Below are 17,587 nucleotides of genomic sequence, written 5' to 3' on the forward strand. Positions count from 1 at the left end.
TGAGGTTGAAGTGAAAGAGTTACACTTTACGGATTCAAAACTTAACACTCAACACTCCTCGCTGTATGTCCAATTACCAATTATTCCTTACCCTTACCCACAATCAGAGGTGTTTCAATGTTTGACTATTTAATCGTCGGAGCCGGATTTGCAGGTAGCGTTATTGCCGAAAGACTAGCAAATGAAGCCGGAAAAACAGTCCTGATAATTGATACCCGCAACCACATCGGCGGCAACGCATACGATCACTACGACAACCACGGCATCCTGGTACACAAATACGGCCCCCACATTTTTCACACCAATTCGCGCCCTGTTTTCGAGTATCTTTCGCGCTTCACCGAGTGGCGACCTTACGAACACCGAGTCCTCGCCAGTGTTGACGGTCAACTGCTGCCAATTCCGATCAATCTCAACACCGTAAACAAACTTTACGGACTGAATCTCACCTCATTTGAAGTCGAAGATTTCTTCGCGAAAGTAGCAGAACCAAAGGATTACATTCGCACTTCCGAAGATGTCGTTGTCAGCAAAGTCGGTCGCGAACTTTACGAGAAATTCTTCCGCAACTACACCCGCAAACAGTGGGGCATGGACCCGTCGGAACTCGACAACTCAGTGATTGCGCGCGTACCCACTCGCACTAACCGGGACGATCGCTATTTCACCGATACCTATCAAGCAATGCCGCTGCACGGCTACACTCGGATGTTTGAAAAGATGCTTTCTCACCCAAACATCAAGGTGATGCTGAATACCGACTACCGGGAGATTGAGGGTTTTATCCCTTACGGAGAAATGATTTACACCGGGCCAGTCGATTCCTATTTCAATTATTGCTACGGCAAACTTCCTTACCGTTCCTTAGAATTCAAGCACGAAACACTGAACGTAGCCGTACACCAAGAAGCACCGGTGGTAAATTACCCCAACGAGCATTTATATACTCGCTGCACCGAGTTTAAATACCTCACCGGACAAGAGCATCTAAAAACTAGCATTGTCTACGAATACCCGCAAGCTGAGGGAGACCCTTACTACCCGGTTCCGCGTCCCGAAAATGCCGAAATTTACAAGAAATATAAGGCTTTGGCTGATGCAACTCCGGGAGTATCTTTCGTGGGAAGGCTGGCGACTTACAGGTATTACAACATGGATCAAGTGGTCGCTCAAGCTCTGACAACTTACAAACAAATTACTACCAAGCCGGTGATTGAATTGGTAGAAAATGTTAACGCTTCTGTCTCTAATGTCAGCACATCCAATGGAGTTTCCCATCGCCCAGCCGCAGCAGCTTCTCTAGAAGTCGCTGCTGTCAACCACGGCAACAGCAACGGCAACGGCAACGGCCAATCTGTTAGCAAGTAGCTGGAAGTTGCGAGTTCCTGGTAAAAAGGTAAGGTGCTGATTGAGCACCTTACTAGATTTTTATCAAAAGTTATTTAATAATTCAAACAAGCCTTGAGGTGAAAATGAACGTTCTAGTTAAAATTGTTTTGTCTCATGAGGTTTTGGAAGTTTCTCAATTTGCTCAGTTTCAGAAAGAAATACAGCGCCTCATTGAAAGCGGTGGCAAAATTCTGATGCTGGATTTCTCAAAAATAAATTTCCTGAAAAATTCCGAGTTAATGGCTGTAGTGGCGATCGTGAAATTAGTGAGAGACAGCGAATGTATACTTTTGATCTCTGCCATGAGCGAACAAGTTAGAATTCTCTTTGAACTCACGGGACTACAGCAAATATTTCAGTGTTTGCCGTTTGCAGAAGAATTTTCTTTCAAAAGTGAGCTAACTGAACCGTTAGGAGGTTTGCAAAGCCTTGCTAGCTAGAGGGAGAGGGGGAGAGGGAGACAGGAAAAATCTTCCTGGTTTATTCTTTTTTCTTCTGACTAATGACTTCAGCACAAGAGAGCCTTCAGATGAGGCTGTTTTAATAGGCAGAACTTTTGCAAATTAATCAGCAAAAGACTTGTCAAAGTGGGGGTAATTGTCGCTAACCTATAAATATAACTTTGGGTAGATGTGCCGATGAGTTGGTTAGGTAGAGAACTAGAAAATTGTGAGATAGAAGAGTCTGCAACTCTTGATAGTAAGGTGACAGTTCAAGGACGGAAAACAGGTTATCCGCGCCCCCAACTGCGCCGGAGCAACTGGATTTGTCTCAATGGTCCGTGGAGGTTTGCTTACGATGACGCGGGCCACTGCGTGCAGCCGATCGATATTTCTGAGTGGACTCACACTATAGAAGTTCCGTTTGCTCCAGAATCGGCAAAAAGCGGGATCGGCGACACGAATTTTCACGCCAACTGCTGGTATGAACGCGAATTTGACGTACCCCACACAGAAGGCAGAGTTCTCCTCCACTTTGGGGCCGTAGACTACCGCGCCCGCGTCTGGGTGAACGGTCAATTTGTCATCGAACACGAAGGCGGACACACTCCTTTCACCGCAGACATTACAGCAGTTGTGAACCTCAACGGGCTGCAGCGGGTGACAGTGTGGGCCCAGGACGACCCGCAAGATTTGGAGAAACCGCGCGGCAAGCAAGACTGGCAAATAGAGCCCCACAGTATTTGGTATCCGCGCACGACCGGGATTTGGCAGACAGTCTGGGTAGAATTGGTGCCTCACACTTATATCGAGCGCATCCGCTGGACCCCGCAGTTTGAACGCTGGGAAATCGGTTTTGAAGCGTTTGTCGCGGGCGATCGCCAGTCGGGAATCCAGATTAAAGTCAAACTGTCGATCGGCTGTTTGCTGCTAGTCAACGACACCTACGAAGTCATCAACGGCGAAATCCACCGCCGTATCGCCCTCTCGGACCCTGGTATCGACGACTACCGCAACGAATTGCTGTGGAGTCCCGAAAAACCTACGTTAATTAACGCTCAAGTACAGTTGTGGGCCGACGGCAAACTCCTCGACGAGGTAAAATCTTATACCGCGATGCGGACTGTCAGCATCCAGCGCGATCGCTTCATGCTCAACGGCCGCCCCTACTATTTGCGACTGGTGCTCGACCAAGGTTACTGGCCCGACACCATGATGACTGCCCCTTCCGACGAAGCTTTACGCCACGATGTCGAATTAGTCAAAGCAATGGGTTTCAACGGCGTCCGCAAGCACCAAAAAATCGAAGACCCCCGATTTTTGTACTGGGCTGATGTGCTGGGCCTCCTAGTTTGGGAAGAAATGCCCAGCGCCTACCGCTTCACTCCCAAAGCCGTACAACGGCTGACGCGGGAGTGGACAGAAGTCATCGACCGCGACGCCAGCCACCCCTGTATCGTAGTCTGGGTACCGTTCAACGAATCTTGGGGAGTTCCGAATTTAGTCGAAGCCGCAGCCCACCGCAACTACGTGCAAGCGCTGTATTTCTTAACCAAAACCCTCGATCCGACTCGCCCCGTCATCGGTAATGACGGCTGGGAAAGCATCGATACCGACATCCTGGCGATTCACGACTATGACAACAACCCGCAAACCCTAGCTAAGCGCTACGGGCCCGAAGTTCAGCTAGCCGATTTGTTCGATCGCGGGCGTCCGGGCGGGCGTATCCTCACCCTAGACGGCCACCCGCACCAAGGACAGCCGATGATGCTGACAGAATTCGGTGGCATCGCCTGCGCCGGCCACGAAAACCCCGATTTTTACAGGGTTTGGGGCTACGTGCGCGCATGGGACACGAAGGAACTGCAAAGGCGCTACACCGCGCTGCTGAAGGTGGTAAACCAAGTGGAAATGTTCAGTGGATTTTGTTACACGCAGTTAACCGATACTTACCAAGAAGCTAACGGTTTGCTGTATGCCGATCGCACTCCCAAATTTCCCCTAGAGACGATGGCTGCGGCAACTCTCGGCTGGGATATTCCCGAAGAAAGTTCACAGCCGCAAGCTATTACTCAGTGCTAATCGGGCATGGGGCATGGGGCATGGGGCATGGGGGATCGGTTATTAGTTATTAGTTATTAGTTATTAGTTAATTGCTAACAATTACCAATTTCTAAATTCCTAATGCCCAATGCCCAATGCCCAATGCCCAATGCCTAATGCCCAATGCCCAATGACCCATTACCCATTCGATTGATGTTTCAAAGTTTTTTCATGGGCGGCTTTGAATGTTCCACCCACAAATTGCTATCAGGAAAGCGTCTCGATGTCACAGCCGCCACCGGCCACGATAAATTTGTAGCAGCCGACTACCAACGCTTGCAGGAAAAAGGCATTTATACAGTCCGCGAAGGCCTCCGCTGGCACTTAATTGAACAGACACCCGGAAAATACGATTTTTCCAGTTCCCTGCCAATTATCCGGGCCGCCCGCGACATGAAAATGCAGGTAATTTGGGATTTGTTTCACTACGGTTGGCCCGACGATATTGATATTTTCAGTCCCGAATTTGTGTCCAGGTTTGCCAGCATGGTGCGCGCTTTTATGGAAGTGCTAACTGAGGAAACCGACCAAACACCTTTCGTGACACCTGTCAATGAAATTTCATTTATTGCTTGGGCCGGCGGCGATGTCGCCTACATCAATCCGTTTGCAAAAGGGCGGGGAGACGAGCTAAAAGTCCAGTTAATCAAAGCTGCGATCGCAGCGATAGAATCTGTTTGGGAAGTCAATCCCCGCACCCGCATCGTTCAAATCGACCCCACAATTAACATTATTGCTGACCCTGAAAAACCGGAGGATCGGGACGCGGCGGAAGGTTATCGCTTATCTCAATATCAAGCTTGGGATATGTTGGCTGGACGCTTTCGCCCGGAACTCGGCGGCAAGGAAAAATATCTCGATATTATTGGGGTGAATTATTACGATCGCAATCAGTGGATTCACAATGAAGAGCCCATGAAATACACCGATCCGCTGTACCGCCCGTTTCGCGAAATGCTGCAAGAAGTGTTTGAGCGCTACGGTCGCCCCTTATTCGTAGCAGAAACAGGCACTGAAGACGATTTTAGACCTGTCTGGTTTAATTATGTGTGCACCGAGGTAATGGCGGCGATGAAAGCAGGAGTTCCGATCGAGGGAATCTGCTTGTATCCGATTGTTAACCATCCGGGTTGGGACGACGACAGGCACTGTTACAATGGTTTGTGGGATTATTGCAATGAATCGGGCGATCGGGAAATTTACCAGCCTTTGGCGGATGAATTGCAGTTTCAAAGGCAGCAGATTGAACCGTTGCTGAAGTCGCAGGATTGATGATTGTTATATAATAATGAAACCCAACAACAGTTGATGTTGGGTTTCACTAAGTTAAACCCAACCTACTACAGGAATTTCGATCGATCGAGCGGAAACGCTCTAAGAGTCCTTCTCACAATTTTGTATGTAATCTATCCAACCTCTTCGTTTTGAACTTTTTCACCTTGACTGGCTTTTGCTTCCAACTCTGCCATTTTTTCCATCCTTAGTTCATGTAATGTCTTCTTAATCGAACTAAGCCTTGCCCATTCATAAATATTTATAGAAGACCAACCAGTAACTTTCTTTCCCCACTTATTATAGGAGATTTCTTCCCCATTAAATCTGACAAATGTAGGATCAATTATTATAGCTTCAGAGCTTTCAAATGTTTTAATCTCAAGGTAATCGCCAGCTTTGATTATTTGCCAATCAAACAACTTGTCCATTCGAGGTAGAAAAGTTCTTTCAATGGCAGAAGCACTGGATATAATTTCTCCCTTGATTGTAGAACCTCCTCCGGCTAAACCCACGTAAAAATCATCCAGTTGTGCCGGAGGCAAAATTTTCTCCATACTCAAAAAACCTTGCTGTCCTATAAAAACAGGAGTGATATTAAGACAGATTGCGTCTACTCCATTTGCAATCAACCAAGCAACAGCAGAAAGGGTTTGCTCATCAAAGGATGAGGCTATAAGTATTATTCGTTGTTTTTTGTTAAAGGTTTTGAGTGCGTCATTGCTTGACAAGAATTTATTCAACTCTCGTCTCGCTTTTTCACTAGGAGTCAAATCACCTAATTCATACTCATCTTTGTGGATCTCGATATACGAACTATAGACCAACTCTACAAGGGATTCAGGTGTAGAAATTTTGGCATAACTCGCGGCATACCTGATAGCTTGAAATTCAAAAGGTTCTTTTCTGGCTTTGATGTCTTGTACGTCGCGTTTAATCTCGATTAGAACAATATTGCCATCTGCATCAATGGCAGTTAAGTCGCTAATCCCGTTACTCGCATTACGAACTTGTTGACCAACAACTAGAAGAGTTTGGTCATCCCCAAAGAGCAAATTAATGTTTTTGCGTAAGAACTCTTCAATATGTCTTTCCTGTAAGTTTAAGTCTTTAAAGTTTCTAACTTTTATTTCTATTGCTTCGTTCCTTTGGATGCCGCTGTGGTCGAAAGTAACAGGTATGTACATCGCACTCCCTTTGCTGCTATTAGCTGTCTAAGTGTTCAACTATATTGAGCCTATGTATCCGCTCAATAATCCGGGGTAAATCGCTCAACGATGCACCAGGAACCAAACTAAATAAAGCCGGTTGCTGCGGGTTCTCACCCGTCTTCTGAGCAAAAACCCGGTTTCTGGCTACCCGTGCGTAAGTCCTAATAGCAATAAGGGCGGGCAAAATGCCCACCCTACATACTAGATATCACTTGGATATCAGACTTAAATTTTCAATACCCCCAGGGGAATTCGAATCCCCGTCGCATCCGTGAAAGGGATGTGTCCTAGGCCTCTAGACGATGGGGGCGCGTCGTTGCGTTTGCTTGTGTTCCGCACCTTTATTACCTTAACTAATCTTTCCCAATCTGTCAACTACTTTGCGAAAGTTTTTTTTCTAGTCGTCCCAAAGCTCGTCACAGTAGGCTTTGAGGATGGCGGCGCAATTGCCGATCGCCCCGAGATGAGCAATTTCAAAGCCGTGGGTGTTCTGGGTGGGGAAAGCCAAACAAGCGGCGCGGGCTACGTGGCCGAACTTCATGGCGATCGAAGCATCGCTCCCAAAACCGCTAATTACCGCCAACTGCACCTCTACATCGGCTGCTGTGGCTGCTGCGCGCAATTGGGCGTTCAATCCTTCATCGTAGACTCCGTAGCCGTCCTGAACCAGCAAAACCGGGTTTTCGCTGTCACGAATCGGGTATTCCGGCGCCAGAGGGCAAATTTCCAAAGCGATCAGCGCGTCCAACGGCTGGCGCTGCGTGAAATACAAAGCTCCGATCGCCCCAACCTCCTCCTTCGCCGACGCTACCAAGTAAACATTCACCGCAGGCTCTTTCAAACATTCCGCCAGAGCCAGCAAAATCGCCACTGAAGCCTTGTTGTCCAGAGTGTAGCTCGCGATCCAGTCCTTCAACCGCAGCGGGCGCTTGCGGTGCTTTCCCACTACCATCCGCGTGCCCGGTCGAATTCCGGCCTCGGCTAATTCCTCGGCGGTACACTTAGTTTCGATCCAGGCATTTTCCCACTTTACAGAAACATCTTCCTGCTGAGCTTTCTGAGGAGATTCGTGAGAAACATGGCGGGAACCGAAGCTGAGAATGCCGCTAATTGTTTGCTTGTCTCCGAGCAAATCCACCACGCCTTCGCCGTAAACCCAAGGAAATGCGCCGCCCAATCTGCGGACTTCCACGCGGCCACTCTCGCCTATTGTTTTAACTAGGGCGCCAATTTCGTCTTTGTGGGCGGTAATGGCGATCGACTTTTCGGGATTGCGGCCCTTAATTAGGGCGATCGCATTGTCCGCGCGATCGACCCAAGCATTCACTCCTAGGGCGGCGAATTTTTCCATCAACCGCTCGTTAATTTCCGATTCCGCACCGCTGGGTGAGTGCAGCATTACTAATTCTTCGATTGTTTGGAATAGGCGATCGAACTCTAACATTTTTTATTTTCGTTGTTAGGAGCGAATCTTAACGACATATATTAAATCACATTTACCCACTATTTCCCGGCTGTACACTTAGTTTCAATTCAGGCATTTTCCCAATTGAAAGAAACATCTTCCTGCTGAGCTTTTTGAAGAGCGCAGGAATGAAGCAATTGGAGGCAGCAAAAGGCGATTGAGTAACAAGATTCATGCGAGCGCGTGGATGCGTTGGCCAATCCGTTGGGGTTTCACCTCACCCCCCGACAAACTGGTGACGCGAGCAGGAGGCGACCAACTGCAGCCATTACTGGTGGCGGATACACTGCTGGCTAACAAGGGCTATGATCCAGATCAGCGTGTGATTGACCGCCTCAATGCCGAGGGGAAGACCACCGTGATTTCACCTCGCCGCAATTGCAAGACCCTGGAAACTTACGATGCTCAATTGTACAAAGCCCGTCATTTGATTGAGAACTTTTTCCCCAAGCTCAAGCAGTATCAGGCAATCGCGACGCGCTATCACCCTAGGCGGTGAACTTTCCGGCGCGCGATTCTTCTGGCTGCTGCGGTCATCTGGTTGAATTGATGACACCCCCTAAATTAACTTGACAGTGCCGTAAACTAATATGCCTGACCTCTTGAGCACCTTCTTTTCTAATAATTTCATTCCTCACGGGCATTGTTACCTCTGGAAACCGGAGTTAGTCTGGCTGCACATAACGTCGGATGCCTTGACTACCCTCGCTTATTACTCGGTGGCGTTTGCCATTGTTTACTTTACGAATGAGCGTAAGGATCTGCCTGCTCACACCGTGATGCTGCTGGTGGGTTTCTTCTTTATCTTTAGCTTATGTGGCACGACGCACCTGATGGAAATAGTGACACTTTGGCACCCCATTTATTGGGTTTCAGGACTGATCAAAGCTGTCACTGGTGTTTGGTCTTTCTATACGTTCACCTTTTTACTGATTCCCTTAATTCCAGTGGCGCTTGATGCGCCAAGTCCAGCCCAACTCGCCCTTACAAACCAGGAACTAGAAGAGAGTCGCCGCCGTATCCAGGCGATTAATGTGGAGCTAGAGCAACGGGTGCAGGAACGCACTGCCCAACTGGAAGCGTCTAATCGCACCAAAGACGAATTATTGATGCGTGAACAAATAATTCGGGCAGACGCAGAGGCAGCCAACCGTGCCAAGGATGAGTTTCTCTCGATTCTTTCTCATGAACTCAGAACTCCTCTCAACGCGATCTTAGGGTGGTCAACGATGTTGCGGCAAAAAAACCTGAGTGAGGATAAGGTGGCGCGGGCTTTGGAGACGATCGAGCGAAACGCAAAGTCTCAAGCCCAGCTCATCGAAGACATCCTCGATGTTTCTCGCATCATCACAGGTAAACTGCGCCTTCGAGTCCGGCCTGTCAACCTCGTGCCGGTGATTGAATCGGCGATTGAGTCTGTACAATTGGCGGCTGAGGCAAAGTCTATTCGCCTGCAAAGCGTGCTCGATTCTGAAGCTGGCCCGCTCTTGGGTGATGCCGATAGGTTGCAGCAAGTTGTGTGGAATCTACTTTCTAATGCCCTTAAATTTACCCCTAAAGACGGGCGAGTCCAGATTAGTTTGCAGCGGGTTAATTCCCATGTTGAAATTACTGTCAGCGACACTGGAGCAGGCATCAGCTCGGACTTTCTACCGTTTGTCTTCGATCGCTTCAGCCAGCACGACAGCACGACTACTCGCAGTTATGGGGGGTTGGGTTTAGGGTTAGCCATTGTGCGTCAATTAGTTGAATTACATGGCGGGACTGTAACGGTAGTGAGTCCAGGGATAGGACAGGGGACGACTTTTACAGTCAAACTGCCCGTGATGATTATCCATCTACCACCGAGCGCTCCCGAGCCATTAAACTCGATCGGCGAGGCGCATGGGAGGTTTCAGGCCTCGCCGACTCTTGAAGGCTTACAAATATTAGTTGTAGAGGACGAGGCTGACGCGTTAGAGTTGCTGAGCACGATTCTCGAAAAGTATGGTGCTGGTGTTATGGCTGTGGCTTCAGTCAAGGAGGCCTTGACCATTATCGAAACCGCAACCGATCACAGCCCCGATGTTTTAGTGAGCGATATTGGGATGCCGGATGAGGATGGCTACTCCCTGATCCACAAGTTACGTCAACTTGAAGCGCAGCGGGGTGGTAGGCTACCCGCGATCGCGCTGACGGCTTATGCCCGGAATGACGATCGTCAGCAGGCACTATTAGCAGGTTTTCAGATGCACTTGACCAAACCCGTAGATGCTGCCGAGTTAGTGGCGGTGGTGGCTAGCCTTACCGGACGTACAAGCAGGTGCTAAAACCCAGGTGTTTTTGAACAAATGTTGCGTTTGAGAATAATGGGCTTCTTGTCAGCTTGGGGTGAAGGCTAGCGGTTGTGCCAAATCAAGCTTGTGAGGTTATCTGCTCAATAAATAGGGGGAGCAGTTATTCTAGCTACCAGGATAAGCCCAAGGGAAGAAGAGAAGATTTTTCGAGAATAATAGTCCCCAAAGATGGAATATTTCCCAGTTGAGAAATGCGGTCACGCACATACTCAAAAAACTGATTGCCAACTGACAAGTAATAGCAACAATAGACATAAAAGTATCCCAAGCCTGAGTCCCCTCAATAGTCTGATTCCCATAGCTAATATTACAATGCTGCACCATAGTCCGGGCAGCTAACTCCGCCGGATTATTATGCAAAGGTAATTCAGGATGCTCTAAAACCCGCTCGCAACAAGAAATGCTTTGCCAGCAGTTAATTGTTTTCGTTGATACAATAACTCATAACCGCTTAAAGTGTCAAAAAGTTGCCAAAATTTAGACTTTAATTCCCGTGCAGCTTCTGCAATCGGGCAATCTTTGTAAGCTAATAATTCCCGTTAATAATCCCAAAAATCTTTGAGAAACTGCTCTAAAATCACTGGATGGCAGGCTACTACTGGACCTAACTTCTGGCAATAAACCTCTGGTAAAGAAATATGTGTGATCCTTAAAAGTTTGCTCAAGTTTAGGTCAAACTTTGAGTTATTGGGTTGATTGGCATCTGCTTAAACTTGCCTAGCCTGCTAGATTATAAAAATGGCTAAATTTTCCATAATGGCCCAAAAATATTTTGCAAGATATCTCTTATAAACTGTTCTACATTTAAACTGTGTGTCAAAAATCAATAAAACTCTTGTGGGACGGGCTTCTAGCCTGTCCCGATTTTCCAATTTAAATGCGTAACAGCTTATCGCGTCTTAAATGAAGGAGAGTTGTAAGGATTCAGGTCATGCGAAAATCAGTAAAACCTATACGCTGTAAACATTTGGTGGAATAATTATCAAAGATCCATTCTTATTAAGAAACATGAAAGCTTTTATTTTCGTATCTATTGAGAATTAAGCTGTAGATTTAGCGAATCCTTGAATTTTATAAGTCTTTTTGTGACTACTTTTCAGATACCTGAATCTTTACCGAGAGTTGATTATTGAATGGGACTAAAAAACACAAATTAGGGTAATTTTGTATCACAGTTTAAATGCACAACAGCTTAAGCTAATCCGCATTTAAATTGCATAGTAAAATAAATTTTTCCTCTTGTGGGGCGGGCATCCTGCTCGCGCTCAACATACAAATTAAATGCACAACAGCTTATCTAAACTATCCTTATATTTTGGTTTGTTTATCCTTGGTTATAAATAGACCTCTTGCAAAAAAAATCTATGTTAGAATTGAAGGTTTTGAGTGTTAGACCTGAGAGCCAACTCATAATTGTCAAGTGCTGATATAACGTGCAATCTGCTCTAATTAAGCAAAAATTTTGATTATAGCATAAAATTATTTTGCAAGAGGTCTAATATTTGGTAATCTTAATTTATTACTTGGGTTCAAGGATTTAATTGATAGAATAAATCAATTCCAACCCTTTTATTTTTATGTTTGAGCTAGCTTATTTCTTACTTCTTTAATTCGCAGAGTCACAGAAGAGGGATATCAGGGTTTGGATCACGCCACGCGCTGACAGGGGCATTTTTTACGTAGTGGTATAACTACTCGGAACCCACAAATATGGCAATTCGTCAAGCGCTAGTGGGAGAGGGTAAATTAGTATTGGGTAGGGAAAAATCTACAGGAAGTATCGAAGTGCCTGTCCCATTCGCCTTGGCAGCAGGCTCAGGCTGGTAAAGTTGGATACGAGCACGCCCAAGTCGTTTGGCTTGATAAAGCGCTTGGTCGGCTGCGGCAACCAGAATTTCGGCTCCCGATTCAGATGCAGGAACAATACTCGCGACGCCCAAGCTGAGAGTGACGTACGGGCTCACCTGAGAACCAGCGTGAGGAAGCTGCAAAGCTGCGATTTTGAGCTGTATGTGTTCGGCTACCAGCACCGCGCCTTGAATCGCGGTATTGGGCAAAATAACGGCAAATTCTTCGCCTCCGTAGCGAGCTACTAAATCGGCGGGGCGATTGACTGCATTGCCGATCGCCGCGGCGACTTGTCGCAAACATTCGTCTCCCCCTGGGTGTCCGTAGGTATCGTTGTAGCTTTTAAAAGAATCAATATCGCAGAGAATCAGGGACAGAGGCGTTTGTTCCCTGGCTTGTCTGCCCCACTCCATTTCTAAATACTGATCGAAACGGCGGCGGTTTGCTAGTTGTGTGAGTTCGTCTAAAGTTGCCAAGCGCTCTAACTTGAGGTTGGCCGCTTGCAACTGCTGGTATAGTTCTGCTTGCTTGATCGCGATCGCCAACTGGGTGGCCAGAGAAGACAGCAACTCTACTTCCAACTGCATCCACTGCCGGGGACTGCACTGGTGGGCCATCAGCAGCCCCCACAACTCGTCTCCTTGCACTAAAGGCACAACCAAATAAGCTCTCACCGCAAATTGTGCGAGTAAGTCAATTTGATATTGCGGCAAATCCGCGGCCAAGATATCGGCGATCGGTCGGATCGCTCGATGTTGGTACGCTTCGAGATAGAATTGGTCAAAACAGAAATTTTCCAGGGTTTCCCCCAACATGGGCTGGCAGTTGGGAGCTACAGATTCCACTGTCACCGCCCCCGTCGCCGGGCCCGCGCAGACACTGCCGGTACATGTGTTAAAGCGCACGATCATCACTCGATCAGCCTGAAGGAACTGACGCACTTCTGTCACTGTCGTGCTGAGCACTTCGCCCAAATCCAGAGACTGGCGGATGTGCTGAGTAATCGTCGCCATCAGCAGTTCTCGTTCGTTCTGCTGCCGCAGCGCCTCTTCTGCCCGCTTGTACTCGGTGATATCTTGAGCGGTGCCGAAAATTTGTTTGGGACAGCCGTCGGCTGTACGGGCGAAAACTTGGTCGCGGCAGCGAAACCAGCGCCATTGGCCCGATCGATGTTTGAGGCGATATTCCAACTCCAAAATATGCCCGTCTTGAGTCGAGGGAAATTTTTGCTGATGGGCTTTGAGCCTCGGCAAATCTTCTGGGTACACCAAACTCGAGTACAAAGCAGTTTGCATCTGTAAAATTTCGTAGGGAGTGTAGCCCAGCAATTTAGAAGCTTGACCGTTGACGTAAACGTTTCGCTGTTGGGTCAAATCGTAGATGTAGAGCAAATAAGGCGCCGCGTCAGCAATCTGCTGGATGAAATGCTGGCTCGATCGCAATTCTTCCTCCACCCGCTGACGCACTTGCACTTCTTCCAAAGCTTGATCCCGCATTGTGCGGTAAGCTTGGATGCGATGGGTGAGGTCGGTCACGTCTTGAATCACCAACAGCGCGTAGAACGATGGGGCATTGACCCCCGGCCATATTGATGACGAAACTGAGGGTGGAGATTCCCTAGCCACAAAAGCACTTCTTGATGATCGGGAGCCGACATTACCGTCTGATTCCAGCTCAAGAGTATGGAGAATCCAGTCTCTAATCTCCTGTTCTTCAATGCCAGCCTCCAGTGCCGGCACAGCAGTCACAGTAGTTTGCTGAATTCGCTGCTGGCCGTCTTGCCAAGTTGCCGGAATCAGGTGTTTGTGAATTTGAGAAGAAAAAATTGTTGGCGGGCCTCCTGCAAAGATTTGCTTGAAGCGAGTGGCGTACTTTAACTGACTCAGGTGAGGAAAATGGGTTGTGATCTTTGTTCCCAATATTTGGCTGCGGGGAATTTTAGTCCACTCTTCCAGACAAGTGTTCCAAAACAGCACCACAAAATCATCTTGCAGCAAGCAGGCGCCGACTGGTACGCTGTCGAGAACCCCAAACTTTTCCTTAATACTTTTGCTCTCCTCAATCATAGACCCCCGGCAAGTTGATTGATAGCAGTCAACAAGGTGTCAAAGGAATTAACATTGAAAATAAGAATAATATCTCCTTCAATGTGAAGCCTTTCAATCATGAAACTGGTCTGGGCTAATAAAACCACTGTATCAGTAGCTAAACCGCCAGAGATCAGCAAACTAGCAATCGTCCCTTCGCTATAAGTGGGAATTGAGTAGTTCAGGCGCTGCTGAAGCACGTTGCTGATTGCACCCATAACCCCATTAATTACAATATTTCCCACTTCACTCAGCGTACCAATTTTGACTGAATCGAGATCGTGAGTTCCTTCTTCCCCTGTAAGCATTGTCACCAGCAGGGCAGCGCTGTTGGTGGGAAAGACTAGCTGGGCAATGCCTCCAAAGGAGCCTGTGAATTTGAGCTGGACAGCAGCGATTTGCTCGCCGTTGAGGTGCTGCTCTAACTCTTGTTCCACGTCGATGGGAGTCAAGATTTGAAGGTAGGGGATTTGCAAGCGAATCGGGGAGTCGATCATGTCATTCAAAACCCCTGCGGCTTGACCGATCCCGATATTGACGAGTTCCTGCAAAGCATCGAGCTGTCGAGTGCTTAATTTCATTGGGCGCTCTCCTCGCTGACACTGAGAGCTTTTTTGATCCACCCGATTAGTTCGTCTGAGTTGGGCATTTTGTGAATGACTGCCAGGGCTCCGAGATCCATGCACTCGGAGCGGGTGCTGGCTTGAATGTCTGCGGTAATTACGATCACTGGAATTTTATATCCTCGATCGCGCATAGCTTGCAGGACTTCCCGACCTTCCATTTCTGGCATCAGCAGATCTAAGAGCATACAGTTTGGAGTTTTAGTGCCGAGCTGTTCTAGAGCTTCTGGGCCGCTGGATGCTTCCCAAGTCTCGTATCCCTCTGCTCGGAGAATTTTGCAGATTACCCTGCGAGTCAACCACGAATCTTCGACAACGAGAATTGATGTCACTACGTTCTCCTCCTTCTATTGTTAGGACTGACCGGTATTGCAGGTACTGCTTTTATCTTGACATTAATTTAAAGTGCTGGGACGGTGTGTGATCGAGCTTCACTTGGAATTCCTGTTCTTAAAAACTAACGCATTAATGTATTGGATAGTTTAGTATCTTGGACTATGTGAAGAAAAAACCCGGTTTCTGAATGAAACCAGGTTTGCGGGATCTCTATTGCTCCTAACATGGGCGCTCAATTATAGATTACCAAACGCTTCCGAAGGGACTCTACTCGCTGTTTGGCCGTGGTATTGTCTGGCTCGCAGGCGAGAGCTTGTTCATAGATTTCCAAGGCTTGGGCTGTTAATTTCTTGCGCTCGTAGGCGTGACCCAGATTATTGAGAGATGTAACGTATTCTGGCTGCAACTTCAGGGCTTCTTTGTAGTGGCGGATGGCTATGTCGTACTGTTCTTGGCCGAAGTGTGCAAAACCGAGAGCGTTGTAAATAACAGCTTGATTTTCTTCGCCTTCTAAGTCTTTGGCTTTCAGGGCTTTTTGAAACAGTACGATCGCCTGGGAGTAAAGCTTCTTATCTAGATAGATACTTCCTAATTCGTAGTATTCCTGTGCTGTTCCTTTTTCTACTGTCAGCTTATTTTCTAAGCGTTCCAGAGACATTTCCAGCTTCCGAGTTTTGAGAATCTGGCGCACCACAAACCAGGAAGTGCTGCCGAGTATAGCCAGCAGGACTGACAAGTAAATAATGAGCAAATTACTATCCATGTTTTTCTTAAATTTAGGTAGGTCTGTGGAAGGTCTTATTTATTTTAAGGCGCTAGCAATCTCTAACATTTGCCTCTGCAACTGTATAAAAAACAAGGAAATAGCGATCGACCGGCCCGATCGCGATTTCTGAAAAAGCAAGAGTCCAGAAGTAAGAACAAAGAAGGAAAGTTTGTCTCAACCTCCTAAATTTATCAGGAGTTTTCCTTCTCTGGCAGACCGTTAAATCTTTCTTACTTCTGCTTTCTGCCTTCTGAAAATCAAGCGAACTTTCAGCCTCCGGCTCGATTAGCCATTTCCACGACTTTACCGAATGTTGCCGGGTCAATGATCGCCATTTGTGCCAGCATTTTGCGGTTGATTTCGATGTTGGCTTTTTTCATGTTGCCGATCAGTCTGCTGTAGCTTGTGCCGTGCTGGCGCGATGCGGCATTGATCCGAGCGATCCACAGGCGGCGAAAATCGCGTTTGCGTTTTTTGCGATCGCGATAACCGTTACGCAGGGCCTGCATCACCCGTTGGTTAGCTGTGCGGAACTGTTTCGACTGTGCGCCTCGGAAACCCTTGGCTAATTTGAGAATTTTTTTGCGGCGCGCTCTGGCGACATTACCGCGTTTTACCCGTGTCATCTTTAATTTCCGTTAAACTTTACAAGTATGGAAGCATTAACCGCACGTTAGCGTCGTTGGTCTCGTCAATGACGACCAGCTTAGAGAGACGGCTTTTGCGAGCTGAACTTTTGTGCTGTAGCAAGTGGCTTTTGTAAGCTTTGCGGCGCACGATCTTACCGCTGCCGGTCGCTCTAAAGCGCTTTGCGGCTGCTTTGCGAGTTTTGAGTTTTGGCATGGACTGGTGTTATTTGGACACAAGCTTCAACCGTATCACATTTGTGGTACTTTCTGCAAGGGAGATTTCCTGGTTGGGGGCGGCGCTGTATTTGGGGCAATATACAGGATGGGCGATCGGCTAATCTTACAGTTGTTTGCGGAGTTAACATCTAGTATAAAATGTTATACCGCAGTTGCGCTATCATTAATGGTTATCGGCAGAGTTAATATTTGAAAGCTGCTGGTGAGCCACGATAATTAAATTGAAGATGCAACATTAATTAGTGGCTATGGCGCTTAGAGAGTCCCTTAAAAAAATCATGTTTGAATCTCCATTGGTCAGTAACGACACGACAACATCAAAGGACATTCATTTGCTACTTATGTCAGAAATGTAGTGCCGAAATCAATAAGTGCTTCCTGGGAATTACCAGAAATCTATAGCGTAAAAGCTTCACCCGGTAATGGTTCTTGGGCTAAAGTTCCTTGGTTGGGTAGCAATATTTAACAAGCTTGTAACTGAGAATGTCCAGTCGGGGTTTTACCCCACATTCCGCAGATGTGGGTCGGATTTCTTGATCAGTTGTGAAAACTTGGAAGCCAAACGCTTTTAGGCTGAAATTATACAGTTTTAGCATTACAGAAGCTTGTCAAATTTACCTAAACTAAGTAAATTGAAATAATTGGCTTTTTTTCATATATTCATGTTGCTATTTTATCGCGGTTGCTCATATTTTGAAGCAAGGAAACTTATGCCAAGAGCAAAGTATCTTGACTAATTAATGAAAATAATTCACAAATATCTACACCTTGATCGCAATCGTTATTCACTTGAAAATATTAAATAGTATTGACAGCAATACTCTCCTAAATGCCGCAAGATATCT

The 17,587-nt window shown here is 47.1% G+C and carries 16 protein-coding genes and 1 tRNA gene; 8 read left to right on the forward strand and 9 right to left on the reverse strand.

From position 1 onward, the window contains the following. Window positions 1-117 precede the first annotated feature (117 nt). The 4 genes from glf (at window position 118) to QUA03_RS16155 (ending at window position 5,204) form a co-directional block, all read left to right on the forward strand. The gene (glf, locus tag QUA03_RS16140; RefSeq protein ID WP_333213281.1) at window positions 118-1,368 is read left to right on the forward strand and encodes a UDP-galactopyranose mutase; all 1,251 of its coding nucleotides are present in this window, start codon (window positions 118-120) and stop codon (window positions 1,366-1,368) included. Between the two features lie 104 nt (window positions 1,369-1,472). Then, window positions 1,473-1,829, forward strand: coding sequence for an STAS domain-containing protein (locus QUA03_RS16145; RefSeq protein WP_333213282.1), 357 nt, complete (start codon window positions 1,473-1,475; stop codon window positions 1,827-1,829). A gap of 198 nt (window positions 1,830-2,027) precedes the next feature. Further along, window positions 2,028-3,911, forward strand: a complete 1,884-nt coding sequence (locus QUA03_RS16150; RefSeq protein ID WP_333213283.1) for a glycoside hydrolase family 2 TIM barrel-domain containing protein — start codon at window positions 2,028-2,030, stop codon at window positions 3,909-3,911. Between the two features lie 144 nt (window positions 3,912-4,055). Further along, on the forward strand, window positions 4,056-5,204 hold the full coding sequence (locus QUA03_RS16155) for a beta-glucosidase (RefSeq protein WP_333213284.1): 1,149 nt from the start codon (window positions 4,056-4,058) through the stop codon (window positions 5,202-5,204). Window positions 5,205-5,338: 134 nt separating this feature from the next. Here the strand turns inward: QUA03_RS16155 and QUA03_RS16160 are convergent, their stop codons facing one another. The 3 genes from QUA03_RS16160 to QUA03_RS16170 form a co-directional block, all read right to left on the reverse strand. Then, a complete protein-coding gene (locus tag QUA03_RS16160; RefSeq protein WP_333213285.1) occupies window positions 5,339-6,391 on the reverse strand; it encodes a hypothetical protein in 1,053 nt (350 codons plus the stop codon). 261 nt (window positions 6,392-6,652) lie between these two features. Continuing rightward, window positions 6,653-6,725 (reverse strand) — tRNA-Glu (locus QUA03_RS16165). A gap of 87 nt (window positions 6,726-6,812) precedes the next feature. Next, a complete protein-coding gene (locus QUA03_RS16170; protein ID WP_333213286.1) occupies window positions 6,813-7,859 on the reverse strand; it encodes a M42 family peptidase in 1,047 nt (348 codons plus the stop codon). A gap of 178 nt (window positions 7,860-8,037) precedes the next feature. Between QUA03_RS16170 and QUA03_RS16175 the strand changes: the two genes are divergently transcribed. Together QUA03_RS16175 and QUA03_RS16180 are read left to right on the forward strand one after the other, a co-directional pair. Beyond that, the gene (locus QUA03_RS16175; RefSeq protein ID WP_333213287.1) at window positions 8,038-8,379 is read left to right on the forward strand and encodes a hypothetical protein; all 342 of its coding nucleotides are present in this window, start codon (window positions 8,038-8,040) and stop codon (window positions 8,377-8,379) included. Between the two features lie 91 nt (window positions 8,380-8,470). Further along, window positions 8,471-10,189 carry an ATP-binding protein gene (locus tag QUA03_RS16180; protein ID WP_333213288.1) on the forward strand — a complete coding sequence of 573 codons (1,719 nt, stop codon included), beginning with the start codon at window positions 8,471-8,473 and terminating at the stop codon, window positions 10,187-10,189. Between the two features lie 1,748 nt (window positions 10,190-11,937). On the opposite strand, the gene QUA03_RS16185 is transcribed toward QUA03_RS16180, so the two are convergent. The 6 genes from QUA03_RS16185 to rpmI form a co-directional block, all read right to left on the reverse strand. Further along, entirely contained in the window at window positions 11,938-14,130 is a 2,193-nt protein-coding gene (locus QUA03_RS16185; protein WP_333213289.1) for a diguanylate cyclase domain-containing protein, read from the reverse strand. Then, complete coding sequence (locus QUA03_RS16190; protein ID WP_333081855.1) at window positions 14,127-14,732, reverse strand: chemotaxis protein CheC; 606 nt, start codon at window positions 14,730-14,732, stop codon at window positions 14,127-14,129. The genes QUA03_RS16185 and QUA03_RS16190 overlap by 4 nt, the downstream gene beginning before the upstream one ends. Beyond that, window positions 14,729-15,106: a response regulator gene (locus tag QUA03_RS16195; RefSeq protein ID WP_333213290.1), complete on the reverse strand. Its 378-nt coding sequence runs from the start codon at window positions 15,104-15,106 to the stop codon at window positions 14,729-14,731. Before QUA03_RS16195 ends, QUA03_RS16190 begins: the two co-directional genes overlap by 4 nt. Before the next feature lie 236 nt (window positions 15,107-15,342). Continuing rightward, on the reverse strand, window positions 15,343-15,873 hold the full coding sequence (locus QUA03_RS16200; protein WP_333053714.1) for a tetratricopeptide repeat protein: 531 nt from the start codon (window positions 15,871-15,873) through the stop codon (window positions 15,343-15,345). Window positions 15,874-16,145: 272 nt separating this feature from the next. Beyond that, window positions 16,146-16,502, reverse strand: coding sequence for a 50S ribosomal protein L20 (rplT, locus tag QUA03_RS16205; RefSeq protein ID WP_190658174.1), 357 nt, complete (start codon window positions 16,500-16,502; stop codon window positions 16,146-16,148). 19 nt (window positions 16,503-16,521) lie between these two features. Next, a complete protein-coding gene (gene rpmI, locus QUA03_RS16210; protein WP_006634164.1) occupies window positions 16,522-16,719 on the reverse strand; it encodes a 50S ribosomal protein L35 in 198 nt (65 codons plus the stop codon). On the opposite strand from rpmI, the gene QUA03_RS16215 reads away from it, so the two are divergent. Continuing rightward, window positions 16,718-16,843: a hypothetical protein gene (locus tag QUA03_RS16215; protein ID WP_333213291.1), complete on the forward strand. Its 126-nt coding sequence runs from the start codon at window positions 16,718-16,720 to the stop codon at window positions 16,841-16,843. The genes rpmI and QUA03_RS16215 overlap by 2 nt on opposite strands. Window positions 16,844-17,058: 215 nt before the next feature. Next, complete coding sequence (locus QUA03_RS29035) at window positions 17,059-17,208, forward strand: MrcB family domain-containing protein (protein WP_445304858.1); 150 nt, start codon at window positions 17,059-17,061, stop codon at window positions 17,206-17,208. The last annotated feature ends 379 nt before the right edge of the window (window positions 17,209-17,587 follow it).

This window comes from Microcoleus sp. S36b_A4 (assembly GCF_036700645.1).
Lineage (GTDB): Bacteria > Cyanobacteriota > Cyanobacteriia > Cyanobacteriales > Microcoleaceae > Microcoleus.